General features: G+C 72.3%; 22 protein-coding genes. 9 read left to right on the forward strand and 13 right to left on the reverse strand.

Annotation, left to right across the window (positions count from 1 at the left end; genetic code table 11):
• Positions 1-3 precede the first annotated feature (3 nt).
• The 5 genes from ACGF4C_RS12525 to ACGF4C_RS12545 form a co-directional block, all read right to left on the reverse strand.
• Positions 4-1,254, reverse strand: a complete 1,251-nt coding sequence (locus tag ACGF4C_RS12525) for an amidohydrolase (RefSeq protein ID WP_393565871.1) — start codon at positions 1,252-1,254, stop codon at positions 4-6.
• 173 nt (positions 1,255-1,427) lie between these two features.
• Positions 1,428-2,633, reverse strand: coding sequence for a hypothetical protein (locus ACGF4C_RS12530; protein ID WP_393565872.1), 1,206 nt, complete (start codon positions 2,631-2,633; stop codon positions 1,428-1,430).
• A gap of 127 nt (positions 2,634-2,760) precedes the next feature.
• On the reverse strand, positions 2,761-3,693 hold the full coding sequence (locus ACGF4C_RS12535) for an N-acetylneuraminate synthase family protein (RefSeq protein ID WP_393565644.1): 933 nt from the start codon (positions 3,691-3,693) through the stop codon (positions 2,761-2,763).
• A gap of 84 nt (positions 3,694-3,777) precedes the next feature.
• Positions 3,778-4,980, reverse strand: coding sequence for a cytidylyltransferase domain-containing protein (locus ACGF4C_RS12540; RefSeq protein ID WP_393565646.1), 1,203 nt, complete (start codon positions 4,978-4,980; stop codon positions 3,778-3,780).
• A gap of 35 nt (positions 4,981-5,015) precedes the next feature.
• A complete protein-coding gene (locus tag ACGF4C_RS12545; RefSeq protein ID WP_393565874.1) occupies positions 5,016-6,299 on the reverse strand; it encodes a DUF6716 putative glycosyltransferase in 1,284 nt (427 codons plus the stop codon).
• Between the two features lie 223 nt (positions 6,300-6,522).
• Between ACGF4C_RS12545 and ACGF4C_RS12550 the strand changes: the two genes are divergently transcribed.
• Genes ACGF4C_RS12550 through ACGF4C_RS12560 form a run of 3 tightly spaced genes read left to right on the forward strand, consistent with a single transcriptional unit; the run spans position 6,523 to position 10,012 of the window.
• On the forward strand, positions 6,523-7,500 hold the full coding sequence (locus tag ACGF4C_RS12550) for a glycosyltransferase family 2 protein (RefSeq protein WP_393565649.1): 978 nt from the start codon (positions 6,523-6,525) through the stop codon (positions 7,498-7,500).
• Positions 7,500-8,855: a polysialyltransferase family glycosyltransferase gene (locus ACGF4C_RS12555; protein WP_393565651.1), complete on the forward strand. Its 1,356-nt coding sequence runs from the start codon at positions 7,500-7,502 to the stop codon at positions 8,853-8,855. Before ACGF4C_RS12550 ends, ACGF4C_RS12555 begins: the two co-directional genes overlap by 1 nt.
• The gene (locus tag ACGF4C_RS12560) at positions 8,852-10,012 is read left to right on the forward strand and encodes an acyltransferase family protein (protein ID WP_393565653.1); all 1,161 of its coding nucleotides are present in this window, start codon (positions 8,852-8,854) and stop codon (positions 10,010-10,012) included. The genes ACGF4C_RS12555 and ACGF4C_RS12560 overlap by 4 nt, the downstream gene beginning before the upstream one ends.
• On the opposite strand, the gene ACGF4C_RS12565 is transcribed toward ACGF4C_RS12560, so the two are convergent.
• Entirely contained in the window at positions 10,013-10,696 is a 684-nt protein-coding gene (locus ACGF4C_RS12565) for a TetR/AcrR family transcriptional regulator C-terminal domain-containing protein (protein ID WP_393565655.1), read from the reverse strand. It abuts the gene before it with no gap.
• A 62-nt stretch (positions 10,697-10,758) separates the two neighbouring features.
• Here ACGF4C_RS12565 and ACGF4C_RS12570 point away from each other — a divergent pair, with 62 nt between their 5' ends.
• Positions 10,759-12,312, forward strand: coding sequence for an FAD-dependent monooxygenase (locus tag ACGF4C_RS12570; RefSeq protein WP_393565657.1), 1,554 nt, complete (start codon positions 10,759-10,761; stop codon positions 12,310-12,312).
• A 134-nt stretch (positions 12,313-12,446) separates the two neighbouring features.
• Here the strand turns inward: ACGF4C_RS12570 and ACGF4C_RS12575 are convergent, their stop codons facing one another.
• A complete protein-coding gene (locus tag ACGF4C_RS12575; RefSeq protein WP_393565659.1) occupies positions 12,447-13,844 on the reverse strand; it encodes a gluconate:H+ symporter in 1,398 nt (465 codons plus the stop codon).
• A 59-nt stretch (positions 13,845-13,903) separates the two neighbouring features.
• Entirely contained in the window at positions 13,904-14,434 is a 531-nt protein-coding gene (locus tag ACGF4C_RS12580; RefSeq protein WP_393565661.1) for a gluconokinase, read from the reverse strand.
• Between the two features lie 132 nt (positions 14,435-14,566).
• Here ACGF4C_RS12580 and ACGF4C_RS12585 point away from each other — a divergent pair, with 132 nt between their 5' ends.
• Positions 14,567-15,268: a FadR/GntR family transcriptional regulator gene (locus ACGF4C_RS12585; RefSeq protein ID WP_030416523.1), complete on the forward strand. Its 702-nt coding sequence runs from the start codon at positions 14,567-14,569 to the stop codon at positions 15,266-15,268.
• A 195-nt stretch (positions 15,269-15,463) separates the two neighbouring features.
• Here ACGF4C_RS12585 and ACGF4C_RS12590 read toward each other — a convergent pair whose 3' ends face one another.
• Both ACGF4C_RS12590 and ACGF4C_RS12595 read right to left on the reverse strand, forming a co-directional pair.
• The gene (locus ACGF4C_RS12590; protein ID WP_030416522.1) at positions 15,464-15,676 is read right to left on the reverse strand and encodes a hypothetical protein; all 213 of its coding nucleotides are present in this window, start codon (positions 15,674-15,676) and stop codon (positions 15,464-15,466) included.
• A gap of 690 nt (positions 15,677-16,366) precedes the next feature.
• Positions 16,367-17,965 (reverse strand): methylmalonyl-CoA mutase, encoded by a 1,599-nt coding sequence (locus tag ACGF4C_RS12595; RefSeq protein WP_393565663.1) that lies wholly within the window; start codon positions 17,963-17,965, stop codon positions 16,367-16,369.
• A 172-nt stretch (positions 17,966-18,137) separates the two neighbouring features.
• Between ACGF4C_RS12595 and ACGF4C_RS12600 the strand changes: the two genes are divergently transcribed.
• Positions 18,138-19,007, forward strand: coding sequence for a L,D-transpeptidase family protein (locus tag ACGF4C_RS12600; RefSeq protein WP_393565665.1), 870 nt, complete (start codon positions 18,138-18,140; stop codon positions 19,005-19,007).
• Between the two features lie 177 nt (positions 19,008-19,184).
• Here ACGF4C_RS12600 and ACGF4C_RS12605 read toward each other — a convergent pair whose 3' ends face one another.
• The 3 genes from ACGF4C_RS12605 to ACGF4C_RS12615 form a co-directional block, all read right to left on the reverse strand.
• The gene (locus ACGF4C_RS12605) at positions 19,185-20,222 is read right to left on the reverse strand and encodes a hypothetical protein (protein ID WP_393565667.1); all 1,038 of its coding nucleotides are present in this window, start codon (positions 20,220-20,222) and stop codon (positions 19,185-19,187) included.
• Positions 20,222-20,893: an RNA polymerase sigma factor gene (locus ACGF4C_RS12610; protein ID WP_030812105.1), complete on the reverse strand. Its 672-nt coding sequence runs from the start codon at positions 20,891-20,893 to the stop codon at positions 20,222-20,224. Before ACGF4C_RS12610 ends, ACGF4C_RS12605 begins: the two co-directional genes overlap by 1 nt.
• A 564-nt stretch (positions 20,894-21,457) precedes the next feature.
• Positions 21,458-23,125 (reverse strand): glycoside hydrolase family 20 protein, encoded by a 1,668-nt coding sequence (locus tag ACGF4C_RS12615; protein ID WP_393565670.1) that lies wholly within the window; start codon positions 23,123-23,125, stop codon positions 21,458-21,460.
• Between the two features lie 134 nt (positions 23,126-23,259).
• Between ACGF4C_RS12615 and ACGF4C_RS12620 the strand changes: the two genes are divergently transcribed.
• From ACGF4C_RS12620 to ACGF4C_RS12630, 3 genes are all read left to right on the forward strand, one after another.
• A complete protein-coding gene (locus tag ACGF4C_RS12620) occupies positions 23,260-24,048 on the forward strand; it encodes a 2-oxo-4-hydroxy-4-carboxy-5-ureidoimidazoline decarboxylase (RefSeq protein ID WP_393565671.1) in 789 nt (262 codons plus the stop codon).
• A gap of 243 nt (positions 24,049-24,291) precedes the next feature.
• The gene (gene sdhC / locus ACGF4C_RS12625) at positions 24,292-24,672 is read left to right on the forward strand and encodes a succinate dehydrogenase, cytochrome b556 subunit (protein WP_030416515.1); all 381 of its coding nucleotides are present in this window, start codon (positions 24,292-24,294) and stop codon (positions 24,670-24,672) included.
• A gap of 6 nt (positions 24,673-24,678) precedes the next feature.
• The gene (locus ACGF4C_RS12630; protein ID WP_030416514.1) at positions 24,679-25,155 is read left to right on the forward strand and encodes a succinate dehydrogenase hydrophobic membrane anchor subunit; all 477 of its coding nucleotides are present in this window, start codon (positions 24,679-24,681) and stop codon (positions 25,153-25,155) included.
• Positions 25,156-25,163: the final 8 nt, after the last annotated feature.

Raw genomic sequence — 25,163 nt, forward strand, 5'->3', positions numbered from 1 at the left:
CCCTTACGGGAGAAGTTCTCCGGAGAGCAGCGCCGCCGCGGTGAAGAGTTCGACGCCGACCTTGATCGCCTGCTCGTCGACGTCGAAGTCGCCGCGGTGCAGGTCGTACCGGCCGAGCTCACCGGGGCGGCGGACGCCGAGGCGGGCCATGGCGCCGGGGACCTCCTCCAGGTACCAGGAGAAGTCCTCGCCGCCCAGGGACTGCTCGGTGTCCTCCACGCTGTGGGCGCCGCGCCGGGCGGTCATCGCGTCCTTGAGCAGCGTCACGCTGTCGGCCTCGTTGACCACCGGCGGCACCCCGCGCACGTAGTTGATCTGCGACTTGGCACCGTGCAGCGTCGCGACCTCGTCGATGGCGGCGTGCACCATGTCCGGGGCCTTGCGCCAGGCGTCGAGATCAAGACACCGGACCGTGCCGGACAGCTCGGCGCGCTGCGGGATGACGTTGCAGATGTGCCCGGACGACAGCCGGCCCCAGGTGACGGCGAGCCCGGCCCGGGCGTCGACCCGGCGGGCGATCAGCGCCGGCACGTCGAGGGCGACCCGGGCCGCGGCGGTGACCATGTCGGTGGTCAGGTGCGGGCGGGCGGTGTGCCCGCCGGGGCCGTCCAGCTCGACCTCCAGCCGGTCGCAGGCGGAGGTGATCGCGCCGGTCCGCAGGCCGATCCTGCCGGCGTCCACGCGCGGGTCGCAGTGCACGGCGAGGATCCGGCCGACGCCGTCCAGCACCCCGGACTCGATGGCGTCCGCGGCGCCGCCCGGCAGCACCTCCTCGGCGGGCTGGAAGATCAGCCGCACCGGGCGGGGCAGCGCGCCGTCGCGGGCCAGCGCGGCCAGCACCAGGCCGGCGCCGAGCACGACGGTGGTGTGCACGTCGTGGCCGCAGGCGTGCGCCCGGCCGGGGACCGCGGAGGCGTAGTCCACGGTCTTGGTGTCCGGGATGGGGAGGGCGTCGATGTCCGCGCGCAGGGCGAGCAGCGGGGCGGTTCCGTCGCCGTACGCGGTGTCCGTGCCGATGTCGCACATCAGGCCGGTGCCGGTGGCGAGTACCCGGGGGCGCAGTCCGGCCTGCTCCAGCCGCTCCTTGATCGCCGCGGTGGTCCGGAACTCCTGGTTTCCGAGCTCGGGGTGGCGGTGCAAGTCGCGGCGGAAGTCGATGAGTTCGGCACCGAGCGCCTCGGGCAGCGTGCCGGGGAGCGGGGCCCCGGCGGCGGTGTCGGCGGGGGCGTCGGCGTCGTCGGAATCGCGGGACATCAGTTGGTTCACCTGTTGAAGATTAGGCCCACCGATGGGGCAACTGTCCCTCGATCAACAAAAGTTCAGCCCCTTAGGGGAAGAGAATCTAGGCCGCTCGGCGCATGGACCGTTTATGGGAGGGGTATGAAGTACGGCTTCCCGCCATGGCCGTCGCCATGCCCCCGCTCCGCTCAACCGGTGGCCGTCCGCTCCCCGAACGGAAGTCGTTGCACGTCGCGGGCGGTCCCGGTGACCCCGTCGAGGAAGCCCTGTGCGCGCGGTGAAGCGTTGGCCGTCAGCCACTCCGGGTCGATGTCGCAGACCGCGACCCGGACCTGTGTACCGGCCAGGGCGAGCGGCAGGGTGTGCACGACGGTCGACGGGAAGCTGACGATCAGCCGTCCGACGGGGCCGCGGCGGGCGATCAGTTCGAGCGGCAGGTCCGGGCGGACGATCTCCAGGCCGGTCGCGGCGGCGAGGCGGTGCAGCTTCTCGGTGCTCTCGCGGCGGTGGGCGAAGTAGCGGCTGGCGCCGTGCGTACGGGCCAGGGTGCCGACCGCCGCCAGATAGCGGTCGGCGTCGACGACCCCGGTCTCCACGAGCGAGGTGCCGACGATGTCGGCGGCGCCCATGACGCGGGGCGGGCCGAACCGCGCCCGGGTCCAGGCGAAGTCGTTGCGGGCGAGGTGCACACCGGGCGGGGCCTCGACGGGCATCGAGCTGAACACGCCGACGGTGCGCCGGCCGCCCTCGGGCGGCGGGGTGAGCCGGCGGCGCGCGGTGGCCGAGAACGGGGCGAAGACCAGGTCCCGGGCGCCGCGTCCGCCGCCGCTGCGGTGCCAGCGCACCAGCCGTTCGCCGCGGGCGAGTTGGGAGATGAACTCCATGGTGGCGGTGCCGTCGTCGACCACGACCAGGTCGGGGGCGCCGGTGAGGGCGAGCAGCAGCTGGACGTAGCGGGAGAACGGGTCGCCGATGACGATCCGGCGGGCCCGGCGCAGCAGCGGGGTGAGGCCGCCGATGGTGCGCAGCGGCGCGGTGGGGCCGCCGCGGGCGTCCTCCCAGCGCACGGTGTGCCCTTCGTCGCGGGCGAGTTCGGCCATTCGGCGCAGCTGGCCGCGGGTCATCGGGTCGTGCGGGGAGAGCACGACGATGGTGACCTCGGTGGCCGCCCGGCCGGCCCCGCCACCGTCCGGGGCGGCACCGTCCGAGGCGCCGGCCTCCGCTGCGCCGGCCTCCGCTGCGTCGGCCTCCGGCAGTGCCGCGTGCGCCCACTCCAGGACGTTGAGCAGCTGCACCGGGCTCTCGACGAAGGCGAGGGTGCCGGTGCCGCGGGCGGCCGTGCGGGCGGTGGCACCGGCGGCCGCGGTGCGGGGGCGGTGGCGCTGCCGGGGCACCCCCAGGAGACGACGGGCGGGAGTACCCGTCGTCCCCTGGGGCGGGACCTCGGCACCTCGCGTGAACGGCGCGGCGCGGATCCCCTCAGGTGAGCTCACCTTGTCTCCCGTCGGCTGGTGGCCGGTGTCAGACCGCCGCGGGCTGGGCCTCGGCGGCCTCCGTCTCGGCGACCACGCCGGCGACCCGGCGCAGCTTCTTCATCGGGCCGAGCTCGGACTCGTAGACCTTCTTGACGCCGTCACCGAGGGACTCCTCGATGGTGCGGATGTCGCGCACGAGGCGGGAGAGACCGCCGGGCTCGACGGAGGCGGCCTGGTCGGAGCCCCACATGGCGCGGTCGAGGGTGATGTGCCGCTCGATGAAGGTGGCGCCGAGGGCGACCGCGGCGAGGGTGGTCTGCAGACCGGTCTCGTGGCCGCTGTAGCCGATCGGGACGTTGGGGTACTCGTCCTGCAGGGTGTTGATCATCCGCAGGTTGAGCTCCTCGGCCTTGGCCGGGTAGGTGCTGGTGGCGTGGCAGAGCAGGATGTTGTCGCTGCCCAGGACCTCGACGGCGTGCCGGATCTGCTTGGGGGTGGACATGCCGGTGGAGAGGATGACGGTGCGGCCGGTGGCGCGCATGGCGCGCAGCAGCTCGTCGTCGGTGAGGGAGGCGGAGGCGACCTTGTAGCAGGGCACGTCGAACTTCTCCAGGAAGGCGACGGACTCCACGTCCCACGGGGAGGCGAACCACGCGATGCCGCGCTTCTTGCAGTACTCGTCGATGGCGCGGTAGCCGTCCTCGTCGAACTCCACGCGGTGGCGGTAGTCGATGTAGGTCATCCGGCCCCAGGGGGTGTCGCGCTCGATGTCCCACTGGTCGCGCGGGGTGCAGACCTCCGGGGTCCGCTTCTGGAACTTCACCGCGTCACAGCCGGCGTCGGCGGCGGCGTCGATCAGCGCGAAGGCGTTCTCCAGGTCGCCGTTGTGGTTGATGCCGATCTCGCCGGTGACGTAGACGGGGCGGCCGGGGCCGGCCTCGCGGGCACCGAGCTTGCGGAGGCGGGAGTTGGTGCTCATGGGGAGATTCCTTCGTGTGGATAAGGGGTGTGCGGGGTGGGGTTCAGGGGGTGGGGTGAGCTGGGCAGGGACGGGGGGTGGGAGTTACAGGGAGGGGCCCAGCAGCCAGCCGGCGATCTCGCGGATCGCGCCGCTGCCTCCGGGCGTGGCGGTGACGGCGCGCGCCGCGCCGCGCACCACGTCGTGCGCCCCGGCGACCGCCACCGGCCAGCCGACGAGGTCGAAGCACGGGAGGTCGTTGACGTCGTTGCCGACGTAGAGCACGCGCTCGGGCGCGACTCCGGCCTCCTCGCACCACTGCTTGAGGGCGAGGTCCTTGCGGTCGATGCCGTGCAGGACGGGCACCCGCAGCTTGCGGGCCCGGGCGGCGACGACCGGGTTGGTCTCGGTGGAAAGGATCAGCAGCTTCAGCTCGGCCCGGCGCAGGGCGGCGATGCCGAGGCCGTCGCCGCGGTGGACCGCGACGACCTCCCGGCCGTCGGCGTCGATCAGCACCCGGTCGTCGGTCTGGGTGCCGTCGAAGTCGAGGACGACGGCGTCGATGTCGTCCCTGGTCGGCAGGGCGCCGGGGCGCGGGGCGTCCAGCAGCGGCGCGAGCGCGCGGGCGCGGGCGAGGTCGTGCGGGTCGTCGACCTCCAGCACCCGGGCCGGGTCGGTGCGGACGAGTTCGGTGCGGCCGAAGAAGCGGTGGCCGCTGGTGCGGAAGCCGGCCGCGTCCATGGCGTAGGCGGCGCCGGTCTCCAGCAGGTCCTGGGGCCGGTCCTGGCGGCGCGGCCGGAAGGACTTGTCGTGGTTGACGCCGTGGCCGCCGTCGCCGGCGGTCGCGCCGCCCACCGCGGGCTCGGCGTCGCGCCAGACGAAGCCGTGGAAGGGCGCCACGGTCAGCGCGCTGTCGGCGCCGCCCTCGACGACCGCGGCGGCCACCCCGTCGACGTCCTCGCGGACCAGGAACGGGCTGGTGCACTGGACCAGCAGCACCGCGTCGACCGTGGTGCCCTGCTCGGCCTCGTACGCGTCCATGGCGTGCAGGACGGCGGCCTCGCTGGTGGCGGTGTCGCCCGCGATGTCGCCGGGGCGCCGGACGACGACGGCTCCGGCGCTGCGCGCGGCGGCCGCGATCCCGGCGTCATCGGTGGAGACCACGACGTCGGTGACCAGGCGGGCGGCGCGGCATTCGCGGACCGCGCGGGCGACCAGGGGCACGCCCCCGACGGCGGCGAGGTTCTTGGCGGGCACGCCCTTGGATCCGCCGCGGGCGGGGATGACGGCAACCACGGTGGGTGGCATTGCGGGCTCCTTGGTCGGGCCGGGGGCGGGGGAGGTCACAGCTGGCCCCAGCGGCGGATGGCGGGGGCGACGCGCTGGACGCCGTGGCGGTAGGCGCCGCGGGCGGCCTCGCGGACGGTCTCACGGGCGATCCGGCGCAGTCCGCCGGTCTCCTCGGGGGCGTCGGTGTGGCCGGGGAGCGGGGCGCCCTGCGGGTCCAGGCCGTGCCGGGCGAGGATGCCGGGCAGGTAGCCGGGGGCGGTGCGCGGTGTGTAGTACGGGGTGAGCGGCGGCAGGGCCGCGGCCTCGCGGAGTGCGGTGACCCGGGCGCGGGCCGCGTCGAAGGCGCTCTCGTATTCCCCCTCGGCGGCGACTCCCTGGCGGGCCAGCCAGTCCGGGTCGGGTTCCGGGCGGTGGCCGGCGTCCAGCTCGTCCCAGGAGGCCAGGCAGCCGGAGCCGAGGAAGTGGTGGTTGCCGAGGACCTCGCGGATGCCGAGATCGGTGAGGACGGCGGTGGGGATGCCGCGGTGCAGGGATTCCAGGGCGGCGGTGGAGCTGACCGTCACCAGCAGGTCGGTGCGGTCCAGGACCTCGCCCATGTTGCCGTACACCAGGCGGCAGTTGGCGGGCAGTCCGCCGGGGATCTTGGCAGCGAGCTTCTGGTAGGGCAGTTCCTCGATGTGCGTGGTGTGTTCGCCGGGCTTGCTGCGGAGCTTGATCAGCACCTCACGGCCGGGGTGCTTACGGGCATGCTCAACGGCCCGGCGCAGCAGATAGGTTCGGTCGGCGCGGTTCTCCGGGACGGAGGGCTGGGCAGCGAACACCACGGTACAGGGGTCGTGTTCGGCGGTGTAGCGGTCGCCGCCGAGGAACGGCAGGGCGCATTCGACGACACTGCCGTCGTCGGCGCCGACCCCGCGGTAGACGGCGCGGAACCGCTCGGCGTCGTGCCGGGAGTTGGCGAGGACGACGTCCGCGCCGTGCCGCAGCAGCAGCCCGTCGGCGAGCTTCTCGTAGACCACTCCGACGTAGCCGGTGACGACCACGGGCCGGTGCGGGCTGCCGTCCCAGGCGCGGGCGAGGCCGTGCAGCATCGCCTGTACCGCGCCGCCGACGCAGGCCAGCACGACGACGTCGTAGCGGGTGCGGTCGATGGTGCGCACGAAGTCGACGCCCCGGATCTCGCGCAACGCGTCCGCCCGGGCGCCGACCTCGTCGAGCTGGCGGACCGTGGGAGTGGCGCGGCCGCGGAGCAGATATCCGTCGAGCCGGATGTCCGATTGGATTCGGTACGCTGTCAAAGCGCCCCATTTCCATCGGGTATCCGAGTCGGCGAGCACGGCGACTCGCGGCGGGGAAGCGGTACGTGATGGCACGTCGAAGACGCTAGGAAGGCATTCCGTTTGGCGGGCCAACTGGGTCGCAACAAAGGGTTAACAGCGGGTCGACGAATGGCGAACCGGCCCGATTACCGACCCGGTTAACCATCCCGCCATTCTTCGTTCACCCCGGTGTCCACACCGCGTAAAGACGAATGCCGGACCGGCACCTAACGTCACCCGGGTGGTTAAGCTCTCCGTCATCGTGCCGTTCTACAACGTGCAGACATACGCGCCCGACACCCTGAAAAGCCTCGCGGCCAACGCCCGCGACGACTTTGAATTCCTGCTCGTCGACGACTGTTCGCGCGACGAGACCCCGGAGATCCTCGCGCGTGCCGAGCGTGAGCTGCCGGGCGCCAGACTGCTGCGGCACGAACGGAACGGCGGCCTGGCCACCGCCCGCAACACCGGCCTGGACCAGGCCCGCGGGGAGTACCTCACCTTCCTCGACGGCGACGACTGGCTGGCACCCGGCTACTTCGCCGAACTCCTCTCGGCGATCGAGGAGTTGGGGTGCGACTTCGTCCGCACCGACCATGTCCAGTGCACCGCCCGGGCGCGCACCGTGCACCGCGTGCCGCACGGCCGGCGCGGGGTGGTGCTGGACCCGCGCGCGGTGATCCTGCCCGCGGACCGCTCCACCTCGGTCGACTACGCCTACGCCTGGGCCGGGATGTACCACCGCCGGCTGCTGGACGACGGGGTGCTGCATTTCAAGGACGGGCTGCGCACCGCCGAGGACCGGCCGTGGATCTGGCGGCTGCACCGCGAGGCGAAGTCCATGGCGGTGGTCGGATTGCTCGGTGTTTTCTACCGGCGCGGAGTGGCCTCGTCGCTCACCCAGATCGGTGACGTGCGGCAATTGGATTTCATCCGGGCATTCGACCAGGTGATCGAGGAAACCGCACAGGACCGCGATGCGGACCGGCTGCTTCCGAAAGCGGTCCGGACCTATTGCGCGATCATTTCCCACCATCTCGGTTCGATCGAACGTTTCGAACCGCAGGTGGCCCGTAAATTGCGTTCGATGAGTGCCGCGGCCATGAAGCGCATGCCGCAGGACGTACTGAAGGAAGCACTGGATTCGATGGATGTGCAGCGCGCGTCCCGGCTGCGGCGGCTGCGCCGCCGCCCGGTCCCTACTGAGGTGGCCGCCTGATGCCCACCCGAGCCCGCACCCAGATCTTCGTGGCGTCCACGCTGTACGGCGCGGCGACGCTCGCCGCGGCGCTGGACGCCGACCGGTTCGCACCGGCCGGCCGCCGGCTGCTGCTGCTCAGCAACAACGCGACGACCCCGGAGACCACCGCGTCGCTGGACACCATGCCCGGCTTCGAGCGGCTGCGCGGCCGCTTCGACCGGGTGCTGTCGTGGAACGAGACGATCAGCCCCTTCCACCCGGGCGGCTGGTCCCCGCGCGCGGACGACGTCCCGCTGTGGGAGCGCCACCTGCGGCTGCTGTGGGGCCTGGGTGACGACCAGGTCGAGCTGGTCGTGGAGTCCATCCAGGTCAACCCGGCGCTGGCAATCGCCCAGCTCTTCCCGGACGCGCCGATCGAGGTCTACGCGGACGGGCTGATGAGCTACGGCCCGACCCGCAACAAGCTCGACCCGCTGGTCGGCACCCGGATCGGCCGGCTGCTGCACCTGGACCTGGTGCCGGGCCTGGCGCCGCTGCTGCTCACCGAGTTCGACGTGCCGGCCGAGACCGTCCCGACCGACGCCTTCACCAAGGTGCTGTCCGAACTCGCCGACGTCAGCGGCCCGTTGGACCTCCCGGAGGGCGGGGCGCTGCTCCTCGGGCAGTACCTCTCCGCGCTGGGCATCCTCACCCCGGAAGAGGAGGAGGAGCTGCATGTGCGGATGGTGCGCGGCGCCGCCGGGCGCGGGCACCGCGAGATCGTCTTCAAGCCGCACCCGTCCGCGCCGGCCCGCTGGTCGCGGCTGCTGGAGCGGGAGGCGGAGAAGCTGGACGTGGCACTGACGGTGCTCGACTCTCCGGTGCTGGCCGAGGTGGTCTACCAGCGGATGCGGCCCGCGCTGGTCGTCGGCTGCTTCTCCACCGCCCTGCTGACCGCGGCCACCTTCTACGGCCTGCCGGTCGCCCGCACCGGGACCGATCTGCTGCTGGAGCGGCTGACGCCGTATCAGAACAGCAACCGCATGCCGGTGACGCTGGTGGACGCCCTGGTCCCGGACCTGGCGGACACCGGCGAGCGGCCGCCTACGATCGCCACCGCGGCGTCCGTCGAGGGGCTGGTCGCCGCGGTCGGCTATGCGATGCAGCACCAGATCTACCCGGAGCTGCGGCCGGCCGCCGAACGCTATCTCGCGGCCCACCTCGACGCGCGGACCTGGCGCTACTTCAAGCGCCGCCGGCTGACCGCGCTGGCGCTGCCCGGCGCGATCCCCTCCCAGCTGTCCTTCATCCCGCGCAACGCCGCGGTCCGCCGGGTCGCCCGCCGGGCCCGGGCGGTGCAGCGGCGGCTGAAGAAGCGGGCCGTCTTCGGATGACGACGACCCCGCCGCTGGCGTCCGGCGCGCCACCCGTCGCGCCGGACCTCGTCACCCCCGCCCCGCAGCGCCTGATACGGCGGCGCAGCCGCGACGGAGCACCGTCCCGGCTGCGCGCCCTCGACGGGCTGCGGCTGCTGGCCGCCCTGATGGTCGCCGCGTACCACTACGGCGGGCGCGGCGGCGAGATAGCCGGGGCCTGGGGCGACTCCCCGTCCCATCAATTCCCCACCCTGGCGCCGCTGTTCGCCTACGGCTGCCTGGGCGTCCAGATCTTCTTCGTGATCAGCGGGTTCGTGATCTGCCTCAGCGGCTGGGGCCGGACCCTGCGGGCCTTCGTCGCCTCCCGCATCTCCCGCCTCTATCCCGCCTACTGGGCCGCGATCCTGCTCGTCACGGCGGTCTTCGCGCTCCCCTTCGTCGCCTACAAGGCGCTCGCGCCCAGCGAGGTGCTGACCAACCTCACCATGCTCCAGCAGCCGCTCGGCGTGCACCGTGTCCTCGGTGTCTGCTGGACCCTCTGGGCGGAGATGCGTTTCTACGCGCTCTTCGCGCTCTGCGTGGTCCTGCCGGGCGCCACCCGCGGCCGGGTGGTCCTCTTCTGCGCCGGCTGGACGCTGGCCGCCGCGCTGGCCCAGGCCGCGCACCAGCCGCTGCTGGACGTCGTCCTGATGCCGGAGTACGCGCCGTTCTTCATCGGCGGCATCGGTCTGTACCTGCTGCACCGCTACGGCCCCCGGGACCCGGTCGCCTGGGCGATCGTCCTGGTCAGCTGGCTCATCGGACAGCACTACGCGGTCGCCGGCCTCTGGCACGCCGCGTCGGTGCACGCCTTCTCCTACCGTTCGACGGCCGGCATCATCGCCGTCGTCACCCTCGGTTTCGTGCTGGTCGGGGCGGTCGCCCTGGGCGCGCTGCGGTGGGCGGACTGGCGCTGGCTGACCGTCGCCGGCGCGCTCACCTACCCCTTCTACCTGGTCCACGAGCACCTGGGCTGGGTCGTGGTGCGCGCCCTGCACCGCACCCTCGGCGTGCCGTCCGCGCTGACGCTGGTCCTGACGACCGGGCTGATGCTGCTGCTGGCGTGGGTGCTCCACCGCTGGGTGGAGCGTCCGCTGACCCCCCGCCTGAAGCGGGCGCTGGATCCGCGGCGCTGATCAGCGGCCGGTCCGGGCTCCCGGGCCGGCCGTCGCCTCGATGCCCGCGAGGAGGATCCGCAGGCCGGCCTCGAAGCTGCCTTCGAGGTCGGCGAACATCTCCCGGCCGGCGCGCGCCGCGAGCGGATAGCGGTCGCCCAGGTCCGCCTCGCGCCGCTCCAGGTCGTAGGCCGGGTCCCGAACCTCCGGCCGGCCGGGCTCCGGGTACACCGACTGCTCCTCTATCACCTGTCCGATGGTGAAGTTGTACGCGGTCCACCACGCGAGCGCCGCCTCGGCCAGCGTGAATCCGGCCGCGGTGAGCCGGCGCAACAGCCCGTCGAGCGGCTGGGCGTAGCTGGTGTCCGTCATCCGCGTGCCGCTGAAGACCTTCCCGCCGTCGCGGTAGCCGAGCAGTTCCCGGCGCAGCCCGCGGCAGGCGCCGAGCAGCAGGTCCTGCCAGGTCCCGTCGGGGCCCGGCCCGTCCGCCCCACTCCCCACGAGCTGCGCGGTCATCCGCCGGAACATCTCGGTGGCCATCTCGTCGAGCAGTTCCTGCTTGTTCTTGAAGTGCCAGTAGAGCGCGGGGGCCTTGACGTCCAGCTCGTTGGCGATCCGGCGCAGGGTCAGGCCGTCCAGGCCGACCTCGTTCAGCAGCCGCAGTGCGGTGGTGACCACTTGTTTCCGGTCGATGCGCGAAACCATGTTGACAACTTAACACCGTTAAGGCGATGCTCGGAAGCATGGAACTTAACAACGTTAAGGACATGAGCGGTCAGCCGGACACCCTTCCCGCGGCCGTCGACGTACTGATCGCCGGCGCGGGCCCGACCGGCCTCGCCCTGGGCATCGACCTGGCCCGCCGCGGCGTGCGCGCCCTGATCGTCGAGCGCCAGGACCGCCTCTCCCCCGGCGCCCGCGGCAACGGCCTGCAGCCGCGCACCCAGGAGGTCTACGAAGACCTCGGGGTGTTGGACGCGATCCGCGCGGCCGGCGGCGCCTACCCGGTCACCGCCCGCTGGCAGGACGGCCGGATCATCGGCACCGAGGTGATGATCGAGCGGGTCGACCCGACGCCCGCCGCACCGCACTCGAACGCGATGATGGTGCCGCAGTTCCGCAACGTGGAGCTGCTCCACGAACGGCTCACCGAGCTCGGCGGCAGCGTCCTGTTCTCCACCGAACTCACCGACTTCACCCAGGACGCGGACGGGGTGACGGCCCGTCTCGTCACCGCCGGCGGCACGCCGCGCTCCGTGCGCGCCGCCTATCTGGTCGCCGCCGACGGCGGGCGCAGCACGGTCCGCCGGGCACTCGGCACCGGGATGAGCGGACCGGGGGCCCTCGAAATGGGGCCGGGCGCCGCGCTGCTCGCGGACGTCCGGATCAGCGGCCTGGACCGCGATCACTGGCACCGCTGGGAATCGCCCGAGGGCGGTTTCGTCGCCATGCTGCCGCTGGCCAACACCGATCTCTTTCAGGGCATGATCGTGGCCGCCACCGAGGCCCCGGACGCCTCGCCCGAGACGGTCCGCGCGGCGATCGCGGCGCACACCCACCTCACGGCCGAGCAGGTCACCGACGTCGTCTGGACCTCCGTCTTCCGGCCCAAGGCGGGCCTGGCCGACACCTTCCGCACCGGCCGGGTCTTCCTCGCCGGCGACGCCGCGCACATCCACTCACCGGCCGGCGGCCAGGGCCTCAACACCAGCGTCCAGGACGGCTACAACCTCGGCTGGAAGCTCGGCCTGGTCCTGCGGAACGGCGCACCCGACACCCTGCTCGACACCTACGAGGCCGAGCGCCGCCCGATAGCCGAGCGCATCCTCGACACCAGCACCCGGCTGCACCGCTCGCGCTCGCTGCGCCGCGGCCGCGACCTGCACCAGCTCGACATCGGCTACCCGGACAGCCCGCTGACCCGGGAGCTGCGGACCGGTCTGCCCGAGGACGCGCTGCGGGCCGGCGACCGGGCGCCCGACGCCCCCTGCCACACCCCCGACGGCAAGGCCGTCCGGCTCTTCGACACCTACCGGGGCCCGCACTTCACCCTGCTCGTCCTCGGCGAGACCGACCTGGACGCCGCCGCGCTGCCCGCCGACCCGGCCCTGCTGCGGATCGTCCGCGCCGGCGGCCCGGACCCCGACCTGATCGACACCGACGGCCACCTCCGCGCCGCCTACGGCGACGACCCCGCCGTCCTCCTCGTCCGCCCGGACGGCTACCTCGCCGTCGTCGCCCCGGCCACCGGCGCCACCACCGCGGTGGCCGAGGCCCTGGCCGCGTACACCGGCGCACCCGCCCCGCAGCCGGCCGCCTGACCTGCGGTTCCACAAGCGCGCGAGGCCGTACGAGCGGGAACTCCGCCGTACGGCCTCGCGCCGGGAACGGGCACCTGAGGGGGGTGCGGCGCCTGGGGCGGCAGGGGTCCGCCCTGAAGGACCATGAACAGGGGCTACACGACCAGGGAGAGCAACAGCACGCACCCGATGCCGACCACCGAGATCAGCGTCTCCATCACCGACCAGGTCTTCAGCGTCTGGCCGACGCTCATCCCGAAGTACTCCTTGACCAGCCAGAAGCCGGCGTCGTTGACATGGCTGAAGAACAGCGAGCCGCAGCCGATCGCCAGGACCAGCAGCGCCACATGAGTGGTGCTCATGTCCGCGGCGAGCGGGGCCACCAGACCGGCGGCCGAGATGGTGGCCACCGTCGCCGAGCCGGTCGCGAGCCGGATGGCGACCGCGATCAGCCAGGCCAGCAGCAGCGTGGAGAGGTGCCAGCCCTTGGAGACGTCCAGGATCATCTGGCCCACGCCGCAGTCCACCAGCGTCTGCTTGAAGCCACCGCCCGCGCCGACGATCAGCACCACGCCGGCGATCGGGGCGAGTGACTTCTCCACGGTGGCCGCGGTCCGCCCGCGGCTGAAACCGGCCGCCCGGCCGAGCGTGAACATCGCGACGATCACCGCGGTCAGCAGGGCGATCAGCGGCGACCCGACCACGTCGAAGACCCGCTGCACACCGGCCTTCGGATCGTCGACGACGACGTCCACCAGCGCCTTGGCCAGCATCATCACGACCGGCAGCAGCACGGTGGCCACGGTTATCCCGAACCCGGGCCGCTTCTCCAGGTCGGCGGAGGCCCTTTCCGGGATCATCTTCTCGGGCGGGCGGACATCCACCCAGCGGGCCGCGTAACGCGAGAAGACCGGGCCCGCGATGATCGCGGTCGGCACGGCGACGACGACGCCCAGCGCCAGGGTGATGCCGAGGTTCGCGCCGACCGCGTCGATCGCCACCAGCGGGCCGGGGTGCGGCGGGATCAGCCCGTGCATGACGGACAGTCCGGCCAGCGCCGGGATGCCGATCCGCATCAGCGAGAAGTTGCCGCGCTTGGCGACCAGCAGGACCACCGGGATCAGCAGCACGATGCCGACCTCGAAGAAGATCGGCAGCCCGACGATCCCGGCGATCAGCACCATCGCCCAGGGCATCGCCCGCCGTCCCGCCCGCGCCAGGATCGTGTCGACGATCTGGTCCGCGCCGCCGGAGTCGGCGAGCAGCCGGCCGAGGATCGCGCCGAGCGCGATCAGCACCCCGGTCCCGGCGACCGTGGTCCCCAGCCCCGTCGAGAAGCTGACGATGACCTTGTCGAGCGGTGCCCCGGCCACCGCCCCGAGCACCAGCGAGCCGATGATCAGCGACAGGAAGGCGTGCAGCTTGAACTTGGTGATGAGCAGGACGATGACGGCGATGCCGGCCAGGACGGCGATGCCCAGCTGGGCGTGACCGGCCGAGGTGATCGGCACGGTCGCGTCCGCTGCGAGCATCTCGACGCTGAGATGTGTCACGGCGCTTCCCTTGGTTGGACGGGAGGGAGGACTTGGGTGGACGGGTGGGGGAGAAGGGGCTACCCGGCGGATGCGGCCTGCGCACGCAGTGCGGCCACCGCCCGCCCGGCGATCTGCTGCGGGGTGCCGGCGACGTCGACCGCGACGCCCGCCTCGTCCGGCCCGAGGGGTTCGAGCGTGGCGAACTGCGAGTCCAGCAGCGCGGTCGGCATGAAGTGGCCCTGACGCTCGGCCATCCGCGCCTGGATCAGCGCGCGGTCACCGGTCAGATGCAGGAAGACGAGGCCCGGGGCGGCGGCCCGCAGCCGGTCCCGGTAGGCCCGTTTCAGCGCCGAGCTGCTGACCACGCCGCCCCGCCCGGCCCGGTCGTGCGCCCAGGCGCCGATCGCATCGAGCCAGGGGCCGCGGTCGGCGTCGTCCAGCGGGACACCGGCCGTCATCTTGGCGATGTTGGCCGGGGGATGGAAGTCGTCGCCCTCGGCGTACGGGACGCCCAGTTCGGCGGCCACCAGCGGGCCGATGGTGGTCTTGCCGGTGCCGGCCACACCCATGACGACGATGACGTCAGGGGCGGCTTCGGGAGTGCTCATCCCGGGTTACCTCGCTGTCTTCCTTGACCCCGTGGACCCCCACTGAAGCCGATTACATACGACGTATTCAAGAGTCTGTGATGCAAACGTCATACTTAATTGGCCCGGGAGGCGGGAACGTACGCTTACTCCATGGAGAACGAGGGGAAGGGCCTGCACGGCCGCGTGCTGGAGGCCCTCGGGCCCGAGATCACCGCGGGCGACCACCCTCCGGGCACGGTCCTGCGCACCGACGAGCTGGCACAGCGCTTCGACGTCTCGCGCACGGTCATCCGCGAGGCGATCCGGGTCCTGGAATCCATGCAGCTGGTCGCCTCCCGGCGCCGGGTCGGGGTGACCGTCCGCCCCACCGAGGAGTGGAACGTCTACGACCCGCGGGTCATCGGCTGGCGGCTGACCGGCCGGGACCGCCCCCGCCAGCTGCGCTCGCTGACCGTCCTGCGCTCGGCCGTCGAACCGGTCGCCGCGGGACTCGCCGCCCAGCACGCCACGCCCGCCCAGTGCGCCGAACTCACCGAACACGCGATGGGCATGGTCGCCACCTCGCGCGGCCAGCAGCTCGACGCGTACCTGGTCCACGACGTGGCCTTCCACCGCGTGATCCTCGCCGCCTCCGGCAACGAGATGTTCGCCCGCCTCGCGGACGTCGTCGCGGCCGTCCTGACCGGCCGCACCCACCACCACGTCATGTTCACCGACCCCGACCCGGCCGCGGTCACCCTCCACGTCCAGGTCGCCGAGGCGGTCCGCACCGGCGACGCGGGTGCCGCGGAGCGGCTGACCCGCGAGATCACGACAGGCGCGATGGCCGAACTGGACGTCCTGGCACCGTAGTTGGTCCCTCCCACGTACTCGGCCGTCCCGCCGCGGTTGTTGCTCGCCGTTGCTCCCCCACTGCCTGAAGGGCGTGGGAGGTACCCCCATGCGGCGGGCTGGGTGGTTGTCGGGTGCGGTGCCGGCCCTCCAGACTTCGTCCTCCGGTCCAGCCCCTCCCGTTGGGGAGAGGGAAAAGGCCGGTGGGGGTGCGCGTCAGAACAGCGGCTGCTGGCCCGGGAACGGGGGCTCCTCGGGGTCGAAGAGCCGCTCGGCGGGGGCCATCAGCGGGGCGATCCGCCGTGACCCCGGACAGGAGATCAGCTCCAGCCCCGTCCGCCGCCCCGGCGGGTCATGCCGGGCAAAGCGGCCGCCGACAACGGCGATCTCTCGAGTACACACGGGGCACGCACGACGCGGACTGGACATGCGTCCATTGTTCCCTCCCACGTACTTGGCCGTTCCACCGCGGTGGCTGGTCGCCGTTGCGCCTATCGGCGGGCGTTTGTTTGTCGGGTGCGGTGACAGCCCTACAGACTTCGTCCTCCGGTCTGTCCCCTCCCGTGAGTGGGGGGTTGGGAGGCCGGTGGGGCTGAGTGTCGTTGCCCCGGGTGCACGTCGCGTCGTGGCGTGGTGTCGGGAATACCCTCCCCAGCCGCCGAGTTGAGGCCCGCAAGGGGCGCTCGTGACCCTTACGGGTTCTGTTCGACCGTCCCCTACGGGTCCGCAAGCCCCCTTGTACCCCCAACGCCCGCCCCCACCCACCGCATTCCCCTTCCCCAACGGGAGGGGACGGGCCGGAGGGGCCGGTTGTGTGGACGTAAAGCGTCAGCAGTCCACACAACCGGCCCCGGAGGCCCGTCACCGCACCCAACACACACCCAGCCCGCCGCAGGCGCAACGGCGAGAAGCAACAACGGCGGGACAGACGAGTACGTGCGGGGCGCCGCAAAGCGCAACGGCGAGCAACCCCGACGGCGGGACAGCCAGGTACGTGGGAGGCGCCGCAAAGCGCGCAACGACGACCAAGCCCCGCGGCGGGACAGACGGCTACGTGCGGGGGCACCGCAAGCGCGCAACGGCGAGCAACACCGGCGGCGCCGCAGACGGGTACGTGGGCTAAAGCCCTGTCGGCGGGACGTACGTGCCCCAGACGTCCCGAAGCGCGTCGCACACCTCGCCCACCGTCGCCCGGGCGCGGAGCGCATCCCGCATCGGGGGGAGGACGTTGTCCGGGGACTTAGCGGCCTTGCGGAGGGTGTCGAGGGCGGCGGTGACCGCGGGGCCGCTGCGGCGGGACCGTAGCAGGGCGAGGCGTTCGACCTGCTGGGCCTCGATCGCGGGGTCGACGCGCAGCGGCTCGTACGGTTCCTCCTCGTCGAGGAGGAAGCGGTTGACGCCGACGACGACCCGGTCGCCGGCGTCCGTTTCCTGCGCGATGCGGTACGCGTTGCGCTCGATCTCCTTCTTCTGGAAGCCGTGTTCGATGGCGGCGACCGCGCCGCCCATCTCCTCGACCCGCCGCATCAGCGCGAGGGCGGCCTCCTCCACGTCGTCGGTCATCGACTCGACCGCGTAGGAGCCGGCGAACGGATCGACGGTGGCGGTCACATCGGTCTCGTGGGCCAGCACCTGCTGGGTCCGCAGGGCGAGCCGGGCCGCCTTGTCCGTGGGCAGGGCGATCGCCTCGTCGAAGGAGTTGGTGTGCAGCGACTGGGTGCCGCCGAGCACCGCGGCCAGGGCCTGGACGGTGACCCGGGCGAGGTTCACCTCCGGCTGCTGGGCGGTGAGTTGCACACCGGCCGTCTGGGTGTGGAAGCGCAGCATGAGGGATTTCGGGTTCCGTGCGCCGAATTCCTCGCGCATGACGCGGGCCCAGATGCGGCGGGCGGCACGGAATTTCGCGACCTCTTCGAGGAGGGTGGTGCGGGAGACGAAGAAGAAGGACAACCGGGGGGCGAAGTCATCGACGTCCATGCCGGCGGCGAGCGCGGTCCGGACGTACTCGATGCCGTTGGCGAGGGTGAAGGCGATCTCCTGCGCGGGGGAGGCGCCGGCCTCGGCCATGTGGTAGCCGGAGATCGAGATGGTGTTCCAGCGGGGGATCTCGGTACGGCAGTACTGGAAGACGTCGGAGACCAGCCGCAGCGAGGGCGCCGGCGGGAAGATGTAGGTGCCGCGGGCGATGTACTCCTTCAGGATGTCGTTCTGGACGGTGCCGGTCAGGTGGCCGGGCGGCACCCCTTCCTCCTCGCCGACCAGTTGGTAGAGGAGCAGCAGCAGCGCCGCGGGGGCGTTGATCGTCATGGACGTGGAGACCTTGTCCAGCGGGATGCCGCCGAACAGCACCCGCATGTCCTCGACGGAGTCGATGGCCACCCCGACCTTGCCGACCTCCCCGGAGGCGATCGGGGTGTCGGAGTCGTGGCCCATCTGGGTCGGCAGGTCGAAGGCGACCGACAGGCCGGTGGTGCCGTGGGCGATCAGCTGCCGGTAGCGGGCGTTGGACTCCCGGGCGGTGCCGAAGCCCGCGTACTGGCGCATCGTCCAGGGCCGTCCGGCGTACATCGTCGGGTGGATGCCGCGGGTGTAGGGGTAGCCGCCGGGCGCGCCGAGGCGGCGTTCGGGGTCCCAGCCGGCCAGTGCCTCCGGCCCGTACACCGGCTCGACGGGCAGACCGCTCTCGTTGTGCCGCACACTGCCCGGTTCCTGCGCCATGGAAGTACGCCTCCGCCTGGGTGACCGCGATCCGGTGGTCCTTTTCCGACGGTCGATGCACCGTCGTCACGGTTTTACGCCTTGCTCACAGCATGCCCGCAGGTTCGCCACGCCGCAGCGCTGGGAAGCATCTCCACTGGCCGGTCGGGCCGCCCAGATCCGGGGGTAGCGCATGAGGCGGAGCAGCGGAAGACGTACGGCGCCGGTGGCGGCCGCGGTGCTGGTGGTGGCGGCGCTCGCGGTGGGCTGCCGGCCGGTGACGGTGACCAGGACCGGCGCGCCGGACAGCAAGGGCGTCCGCTACGCCCCGACCACCCCCGCTCCCCCACCGCTGACCGCCCACCCCGCGCCCGCCCGGCACACCGCTCCCGCGCGCCCGCACCGCACCGGGCATCCGGCGCCGCGGGCCCCGCGCGCGGTCCTGGCGGTGGGCTCGCGCGGCGCGCAGGTCCGCGAACTCCAGGCGCGATTGACCCAGCTGGGTCTGTTCGACCGCGCCCCGACGGGCTATTACGCCGCGGTCACCGCCACCGCGGTCCGCACGTTCCAGAAGCACCAGGGGCTGCCGCGTACGGGGACGGTGCAGCCCGCGGCGTGGCGTGCGCTGCAGGCCCGCACCCGTGAGCCGTCGCGGACGGAGCTCTACCCGCCGACCACCAGGCCGGTCGGCGTACCGGATCCGCGCTGTCTGCGGGGCCGGGTGATCTGCATCAGCAAGCGGAGCAACACCCTGGCCTGGGTGGTCGACGGGCGGGTGGTGTCCGCGATGGACGTCCGCTTCGGCTCGCAGTACACCCCGACCCGGGAGGGCACCTTCGCCATCGCCTTCAAGAGCCGGCGCCATGTCTCGACGCTGTATCACTCGGCCATGCCGTACGCGATGTTCTTCAGCGGCGGCCAGGCGGTGCATTACTCCGCGGACTTCGCGGCCCGCGGCTACCGCGGCGCCTCGCACGGCTGCGTCAACGTCCGGGACAAGGACAAGATCGCGTCGCTGTTCGCGGCGGTGCACAAGGGGACCAAGGTGGTCGTCTACCACTAGGGGTGGACCACCGGGGAGAGAAGGCCGTGAAGAGGGAGAAGGGCGCGGGCAGGGCCGGGGGAACGTGCCCCGCCCGCGCCAAATGCGCTGAGCCGTGGGTACGGGGGGAACCCCGGCTCTCGCGCAGCCGATGACCAGTCGGCTTCACTCAGTACTGCGTCACCGGCTCAAAAAACGTCACACCCGGCCGGAGGCCGTGCTGCTCGGGGTCGTCCCGGCGGGATCCGTGCTGGTCACGGAGGGCGTGGGGGCGGGGGTGGAGTCGCTGGGCGACGGGGCGGGCTGGTCGCCCTCCTCGTCGCCGGAGCCGGCGGAGCCACCGGTCTGGCCGGTGCTGTCGGTGGTCCCGGTGCCGCCGGTCAGATTGCCGACGACGCCATCGTTGTCACCCGAGCCGCCACCGGACTGATAGCGCGCCAGATAGGCCCGGCAGAAGGTGTGCACGTTGTCCGCGCCGCCGGCCCGGCGTTCGAGGCGCTGCCGCTTGTCGCGGTCCATACGGTCCCGGTTGCCGGACTCGTACTCCTGACAGAGAGTGAGCAGAAGTTTCTTCTTGGCGCCGCGGCCGGGGTCGGTCTTCTTGCCGCCCTGGTCGCCGTGCCGGCCGGGCGTACCGCTGCCCGGCACCCCGGTCGCGCCGGGACTGGCCCCGGGCGTCGCGGTGTCGGAGGGCGCGGTGGACGTCCCGCCGTGCGTCGCGTCGGGCGTGCTGCCCGTGGTGCCGTCGGTCTGGGCCTCGCCGGGCTCAGTGGTGGCCAGCGGTCCGGGCGTCCTGGCGGAGGAGGCACTGGACCCCGGTCCGGGCTCCTCGCCACCGCGGAAAGGGCCGGGCAGGACCCCCGCCCCGGCCGCGACGGCGACCCCGCCGATGGCGCAGGCCGCCAGCGCAACGGCGAAGCCGCGCCGGAAGGGGCGGGCGAACCGGGTGCGTTCGGCAACGTCGGCGGCGTGGACCGTCGGCACGGCGGCGTCGGAGCCGCGGCGTGCCGAACGGGCTCCGGAGCCGTACGGAACGGCCCGGCGGAACGCGGCGACGGCGTCCTCCTCGCCGGGCAGCGGCGCGGCCTCGGGGGCCCGCGCGCCGACCGCGGCGGCGGCCGCCAGCAGTTGTTCGAGTTCCTGTGCGCCGGCGTCGTACGGGGAGCCGACTCGCTCACCACGCAGCAGTCGCTCCGCAGTGTCCTTGTCGAGCCAGTCGTACCGATCGTCGGCCATCACATGTCCTTCTGCGTTCGTGCGGCCGATTCCGTCACACCCCGTAGGCGGGAATCCGCCACGTCCCCGGCGCGCTGCTGCTCGGGGACGTGGTCCCCGGCGCCCTGCGGGTCGCCGATGAGTTCGGCGAGCTTCCGGAGTCCGCGGTGTGCGGCGGTGCGTACCGCACCGGGCCGTTTGCCGAGCACCTCGGCCGCGCTCTTGGCGTCGAGCCCGACCACCACGCGGAGCACCACGGCCTCGGCCTGGTCCTGCGGCAGCCGGGATATCAGCTGCATGGTGCGGCCGGTGCCGAGGGCCTCCAGGGCCTCACCGGCGGTGTCGGACGTCGCCGGGGTGTCGGCCAGTTCGCTCTCGTCGCCGCCGATCGCCGGGCGCCGGCCGCGCATCCGGATGTGGTCCAGGGCGCGATTGCGGGCGATCCGGGCGGCCCAGCCGCGGAAGCGGTCGGCGTCGCCGCTGAAGCGGGCGAGGTCGCGGGTTATCTGCAGCCAGGCCTCGGAGGTGACGTCCTCGACGTCCGCTTCGCTCACCAACGTCCGTACATACCCCAGAAGTCGGGGGTGTACGGCGCGGTAGACGGTACGGAACGCTGCCTCGTCGCCGTCCTGCGCCGCCTGTACGGCCACCGTCAGCCGGCGGTCGTCCGGCTGAATGTCGTCCCCTCGCACGGGTCCATCCTGTCGCACGTGGAATGTCCGCCGCCCGGTCCTTGCTGCTTCAGTGCTTCGCTTCGCCGTAGATCGGGGCTCCGGGAGAACCCCCGGTAACCCCGCTGTTCCTGCTGACCGTAACCCGTGCGCACACCCGCTCCGCACCCGGGCCGGATCGCGGACCGCACGGGACCGGAATACGGGAGACCGTGCGCCCACCGGCGCGGATGCGCACGTTACGGGCCTGGCCGGGCCCGCGTCCAGACCACTGGCCGTACCACCGCCCGCACCCCGTGTGACGCTTTCGGGCCGTCCGGCGCTGTACCGGATAGAGGGCCGTTACGGCCCTCCACGAACGACGGCCGGGGCCTCTCCTGTGGGGGGTGGCGGCCCCGGCCGTCCTCGTGGGCCCAGGCCGCCACGGAGCCTGATGCCGAATTCCCCCTCCCCCGTCGAGAGCAACGTCAGCCCGTATCGGGGGGTGGCGGCCCCGGCCGTCCTCGTGGGCCAGGCTTCTGCCGGCCTCTTTCTCTCACCCGTTTCTTACCGGGTGGCGGCCCGCTCGGCGGGCCGCATTCCTCATCAACCGGACAAGCCCGCCTTCTTGGCCAGGGCCGTGAAGGCCGTCCAGGACAGGGCCGGTGTCCCCGGGGCCCAGGTCTTCTGTGCCAGTGCCGCCAGCGGCATCCGGATTCCGGCGGCCACCTGCGGCGCGGTCTGTGCCTGCGACCGGTCGCACCAGATCGCGAAGCGCGCGCCGGGGATCCGATCCGGGCCGGTCAGGGAGGCGGGGACGTTCACCGGGCCGGTGCCGCGGATGACCAGCGGCGTCCAGCTCTCGTAGATGCGCTTACCGGTGGGATAGGTGAACTGGTTGGGCTGGCCGAGGACGTAGTAGAGGTACTCGTCGTTGAAGTTGAGCACGTTGCGGCCCTCGCGCAGGAATGCCTCGGGGGGACGCTTGCCGATCTCCTTGCCGGTCCAGTAGGCGACCGTCCGGTTCTTGTCGGCGCTGACCGCGGGGCTGGAGAAGAAGCCGTCGTTCCAGGCCTCGATCCGGTTCTTGCCCTGCCCCTCGACGGTCTTCTGCCGGTCGTTGAGCCAGCCGGTGGCCAGGTCCTCGATGGTGCCGTTGGGTCCGTACTTCTGCCGCGCGGCCCGGGTGAGCTGCGGATACGTGGTCGCCGGGGTGGACGACAGCAGTGCCTGGTACTCATCGCCGCCCAGGTGCCAGTAGGCGGGGGCGCCCTTGGGGTTGGTGAACAGGTCGCTCATCTCCTTGAGCAGCGAGTCGATCAGCGGCGCCGCCTTGGGGTTGGAGATGTCGATCGCGCCGGGGACCACGCTGCCCGAGGCGCGGTGCAACTGGAGATCCTGATGGCTTTCCAGCACCTTGCCCAGGTGGCCGGGCGAGTCCAGTTCCGGGACGACGGAGATGTGCAGGCTGCGCGCGAGCGCGATGATCCGGCGGACCTGGGCCTTGGTGAGGTGGTCGGCGGAGACCACCTCGGGGTGGGTGTCGCTCTGGATGCGGAAGCCCTGGTCGTCGGAGAAGTGCAGCTGGAACTGGTTGAGCTTGAGGTCGGCGATCTCCCGCAGCCGCGCCTCGATCCACGCTTCGGTGAACGGCTTGCGGGCGTTGTCCAGCGACATTCCGCGCTGCGGGCGGTCCGGGCGGTCCTGGATGCTGCCCTCGGGGAGCCCGCCGGCGGCACGGACGGCCTGCTTGATCGTGCGGGTGCCGTAGAAAATGCCGGCGTCGGTGGGGGCCGTGAGAGTGAGCCGGGTCCCTTTGACGGTGAGGGTGTAGGCCTCGTCGTCGGCGCTCCGGACGGGCAGGTTGTTGCCCTGTTTGCCGCCGTTCTTCGCGGAGAGCTTCACTTCGATGTCTCCGGGGCGGACCGGCTCGTCGCCGTAGACGACGGTCAGGCCGCCGAGGTCACGGGCCATCAGGGCGGCCTCGTCGGCGACATTGCTCCCCTTGCCGGCCGGGACCACCACCCGGGCCCCCTCGGAGGGGCGCCAGCCGCGCCCCTCGGCCCGGTGGAACTTGCGGACCGCCGGGATGACCTGCGGCGTTCCGGTGACCGGCGCCCAGCTCGGGGTGGCCGCGGCCGAGGGGTTCACCTTGGCGCTGGTGCTGCCGGGGGACTCGGTGCCGGCTGAGTGGGAGCAGCCGGCGAGCAGCAGCGCGCCGGTGAGCGCCGCGGCCGGCAGCGCGGCGCGCGACGGCCGCATCGGGTTCGACATCGTGCAATCCTCACTTTTCGGGGCGAAGGCATTGCCAGGTGTGCGGGGCCGGTCGTCCACCGGATGTGCGGGAACTCTCTCCTCCGGGTGAAATTCGCGCATCCGTCGGACAGCTGTCGACAGGCGTCGTTAGCGTGGCGTCCTCGTTCGTCACCCCTTTCCCAGGGCTCTTCCGGAACCACCGGATACCGCCGGGGTGTCGTGTTCCACGCACCACCGCCACACCCGTCGCCGCTTCGTTCCGCGTCCCGGCGTCGGTCCGCTTCCCTCAGCTTCCGTCAGTCGCCCGCCCCGCACCTGTCGAACCGTTCCGATCGCATCCGTCCGAGGAGCCCACGCTGTCCGGTGACACCCCGGCCGCCCGGCCGACGCTGCGCCCCCAGCCCGCACGGTGCGGCATACCCTCGCAGGTCCCCTCCGCCGCCCTGCCGCGACCCCGCCCCGACGGCACGGGGCTGCGCCGCCTCAACGCCCTGGACCGGGACGGCGCGCTGGCCGCGCTGCTGCGCTGCTGCGGCAGCCGCGAGTGGGCCGGGCAGCTCGCCGACCGGCGCCCGTACCGGGATCCGGAGGCCCTGCTCGCCGCCGCCGACCGGGCCTTCGCGGGTCTTCCGGCGGCCGGGCTGGACGAGGCGCTCGCCGCCGAGTCCCCGCCGCGGCCCCCGGCCGGCGTCCACGGACCCGGTGCACCCGGCGCACCCGCCGCCCGTACCGCCCTGAATGCCGCATACGCCGCATACGAGCAGCGCTTCCGTCATGCGTTCGTGATCTGCCTGGACGGCTGCCGGGAGGAGGAGGCGCTCGACCAGATCCTGTTCGGCATCCGCATGCGGCTGGGCAACGGCCCGGACGAGGAGCGGTCGGTCACCGCGGAGCAGCTCCGGCGGGTGGCGCGCGGCCGGCTGCGCCGCCTCGCGGCCTGAGACCGGCGCCCGCCGTAGCACGGGCCCGAGCTCGCGGCAATCACGCCGTATGCCCGGCAAAGTCCCGGTTCGTCCTTGTGTGATAGCCCGTTGGTGCCTGTTTGATCACACCTAAGGACCCCCGCGCGAGGAACCGACAACTCGTCGATACGATGACGAGCGGCCGGTGGACCGTACCCGGCCGGGCCCGACCGACAGAGAAGCCGGCTGGCGCCCCAATCCCCGCTCCCGGAGGGTTTTTCCGTGCCGGCTGGAACGCTGTACCGCGGCCGGGAAGGCATGTGGTCCTGGGTGGCTCACCGAGTCACCGGCGTCCTCATCTTCTTCTTCCTGTTCGTACACGTCCTCGACACCGCTCTCGTCCGCGTCTCCCCCGACGCGTACGACAACGTCGTTGCGACCTACAAGACGCCGATCGTCAATGTGATGGAGTACGGCCTGGTGGCCGCCATCCTCTTCCACGCGCTCAACGGCCTGCGGGTCGTCCTGGTCGACTTCTGGTCGAAGGGCCCGAAGTACCAGAAGCAGATGCTGTGGACCGTCGTGGGTGTCTGGGTCGTGCTGATGGCCGGTGCCTTCTACCCCGTGCTGCAGCACACCCTGCGCACGCTGTTCGGGAGCTGACGCGAGATGTCCGCTGAAACCACTTCCGCAGGCGCCACCGCGAACGACGTCCGCCTCTACGACGTGGACAACCCGGCCCCGGTCATCGAGCCGCCGCGCAAGCGCACCAAGAAGACCGGACGCGCCTCCCGGGGCAACTTCGAGATGCAGGCCTGGCTGTTCATGCGGCTGTCCGGCATCGTCCTGGTCGTCCTGGTCCTGGGCCACCTGCTGATCCAGCTCGTGCTCGACGGCGGTGTCTCCAAGATCGGCTTCGCCTTCGTCGCCGGCCGCTGGGCCTCGCCGTTCTGGCAGGTCTGGGACCTGCTGATGCTGTGGCTGGCCATGCTGCACGGCGCCAACGGCCTGCGCACCGTCATCAACGACTACGCGCAGCGGGACAACACCCGCTTCTGGCTGAAGATGCTGCTGTACACCGCGACGGTGTTCACCGTCCTTCTGGGCACGCTGGTGATCTTCACCTTCGACCCGAACATCTCCTGAAGCCGGGG

It is taken from the genome of Streptomyces sp. NPDC048197 (assembly GCF_043202395.1).
In the GTDB taxonomy this organism is placed as follows: domain Bacteria; phylum Actinomycetota; class Actinomycetes; order Streptomycetales; family Streptomycetaceae; genus Streptomyces; species Streptomyces siderophoricus.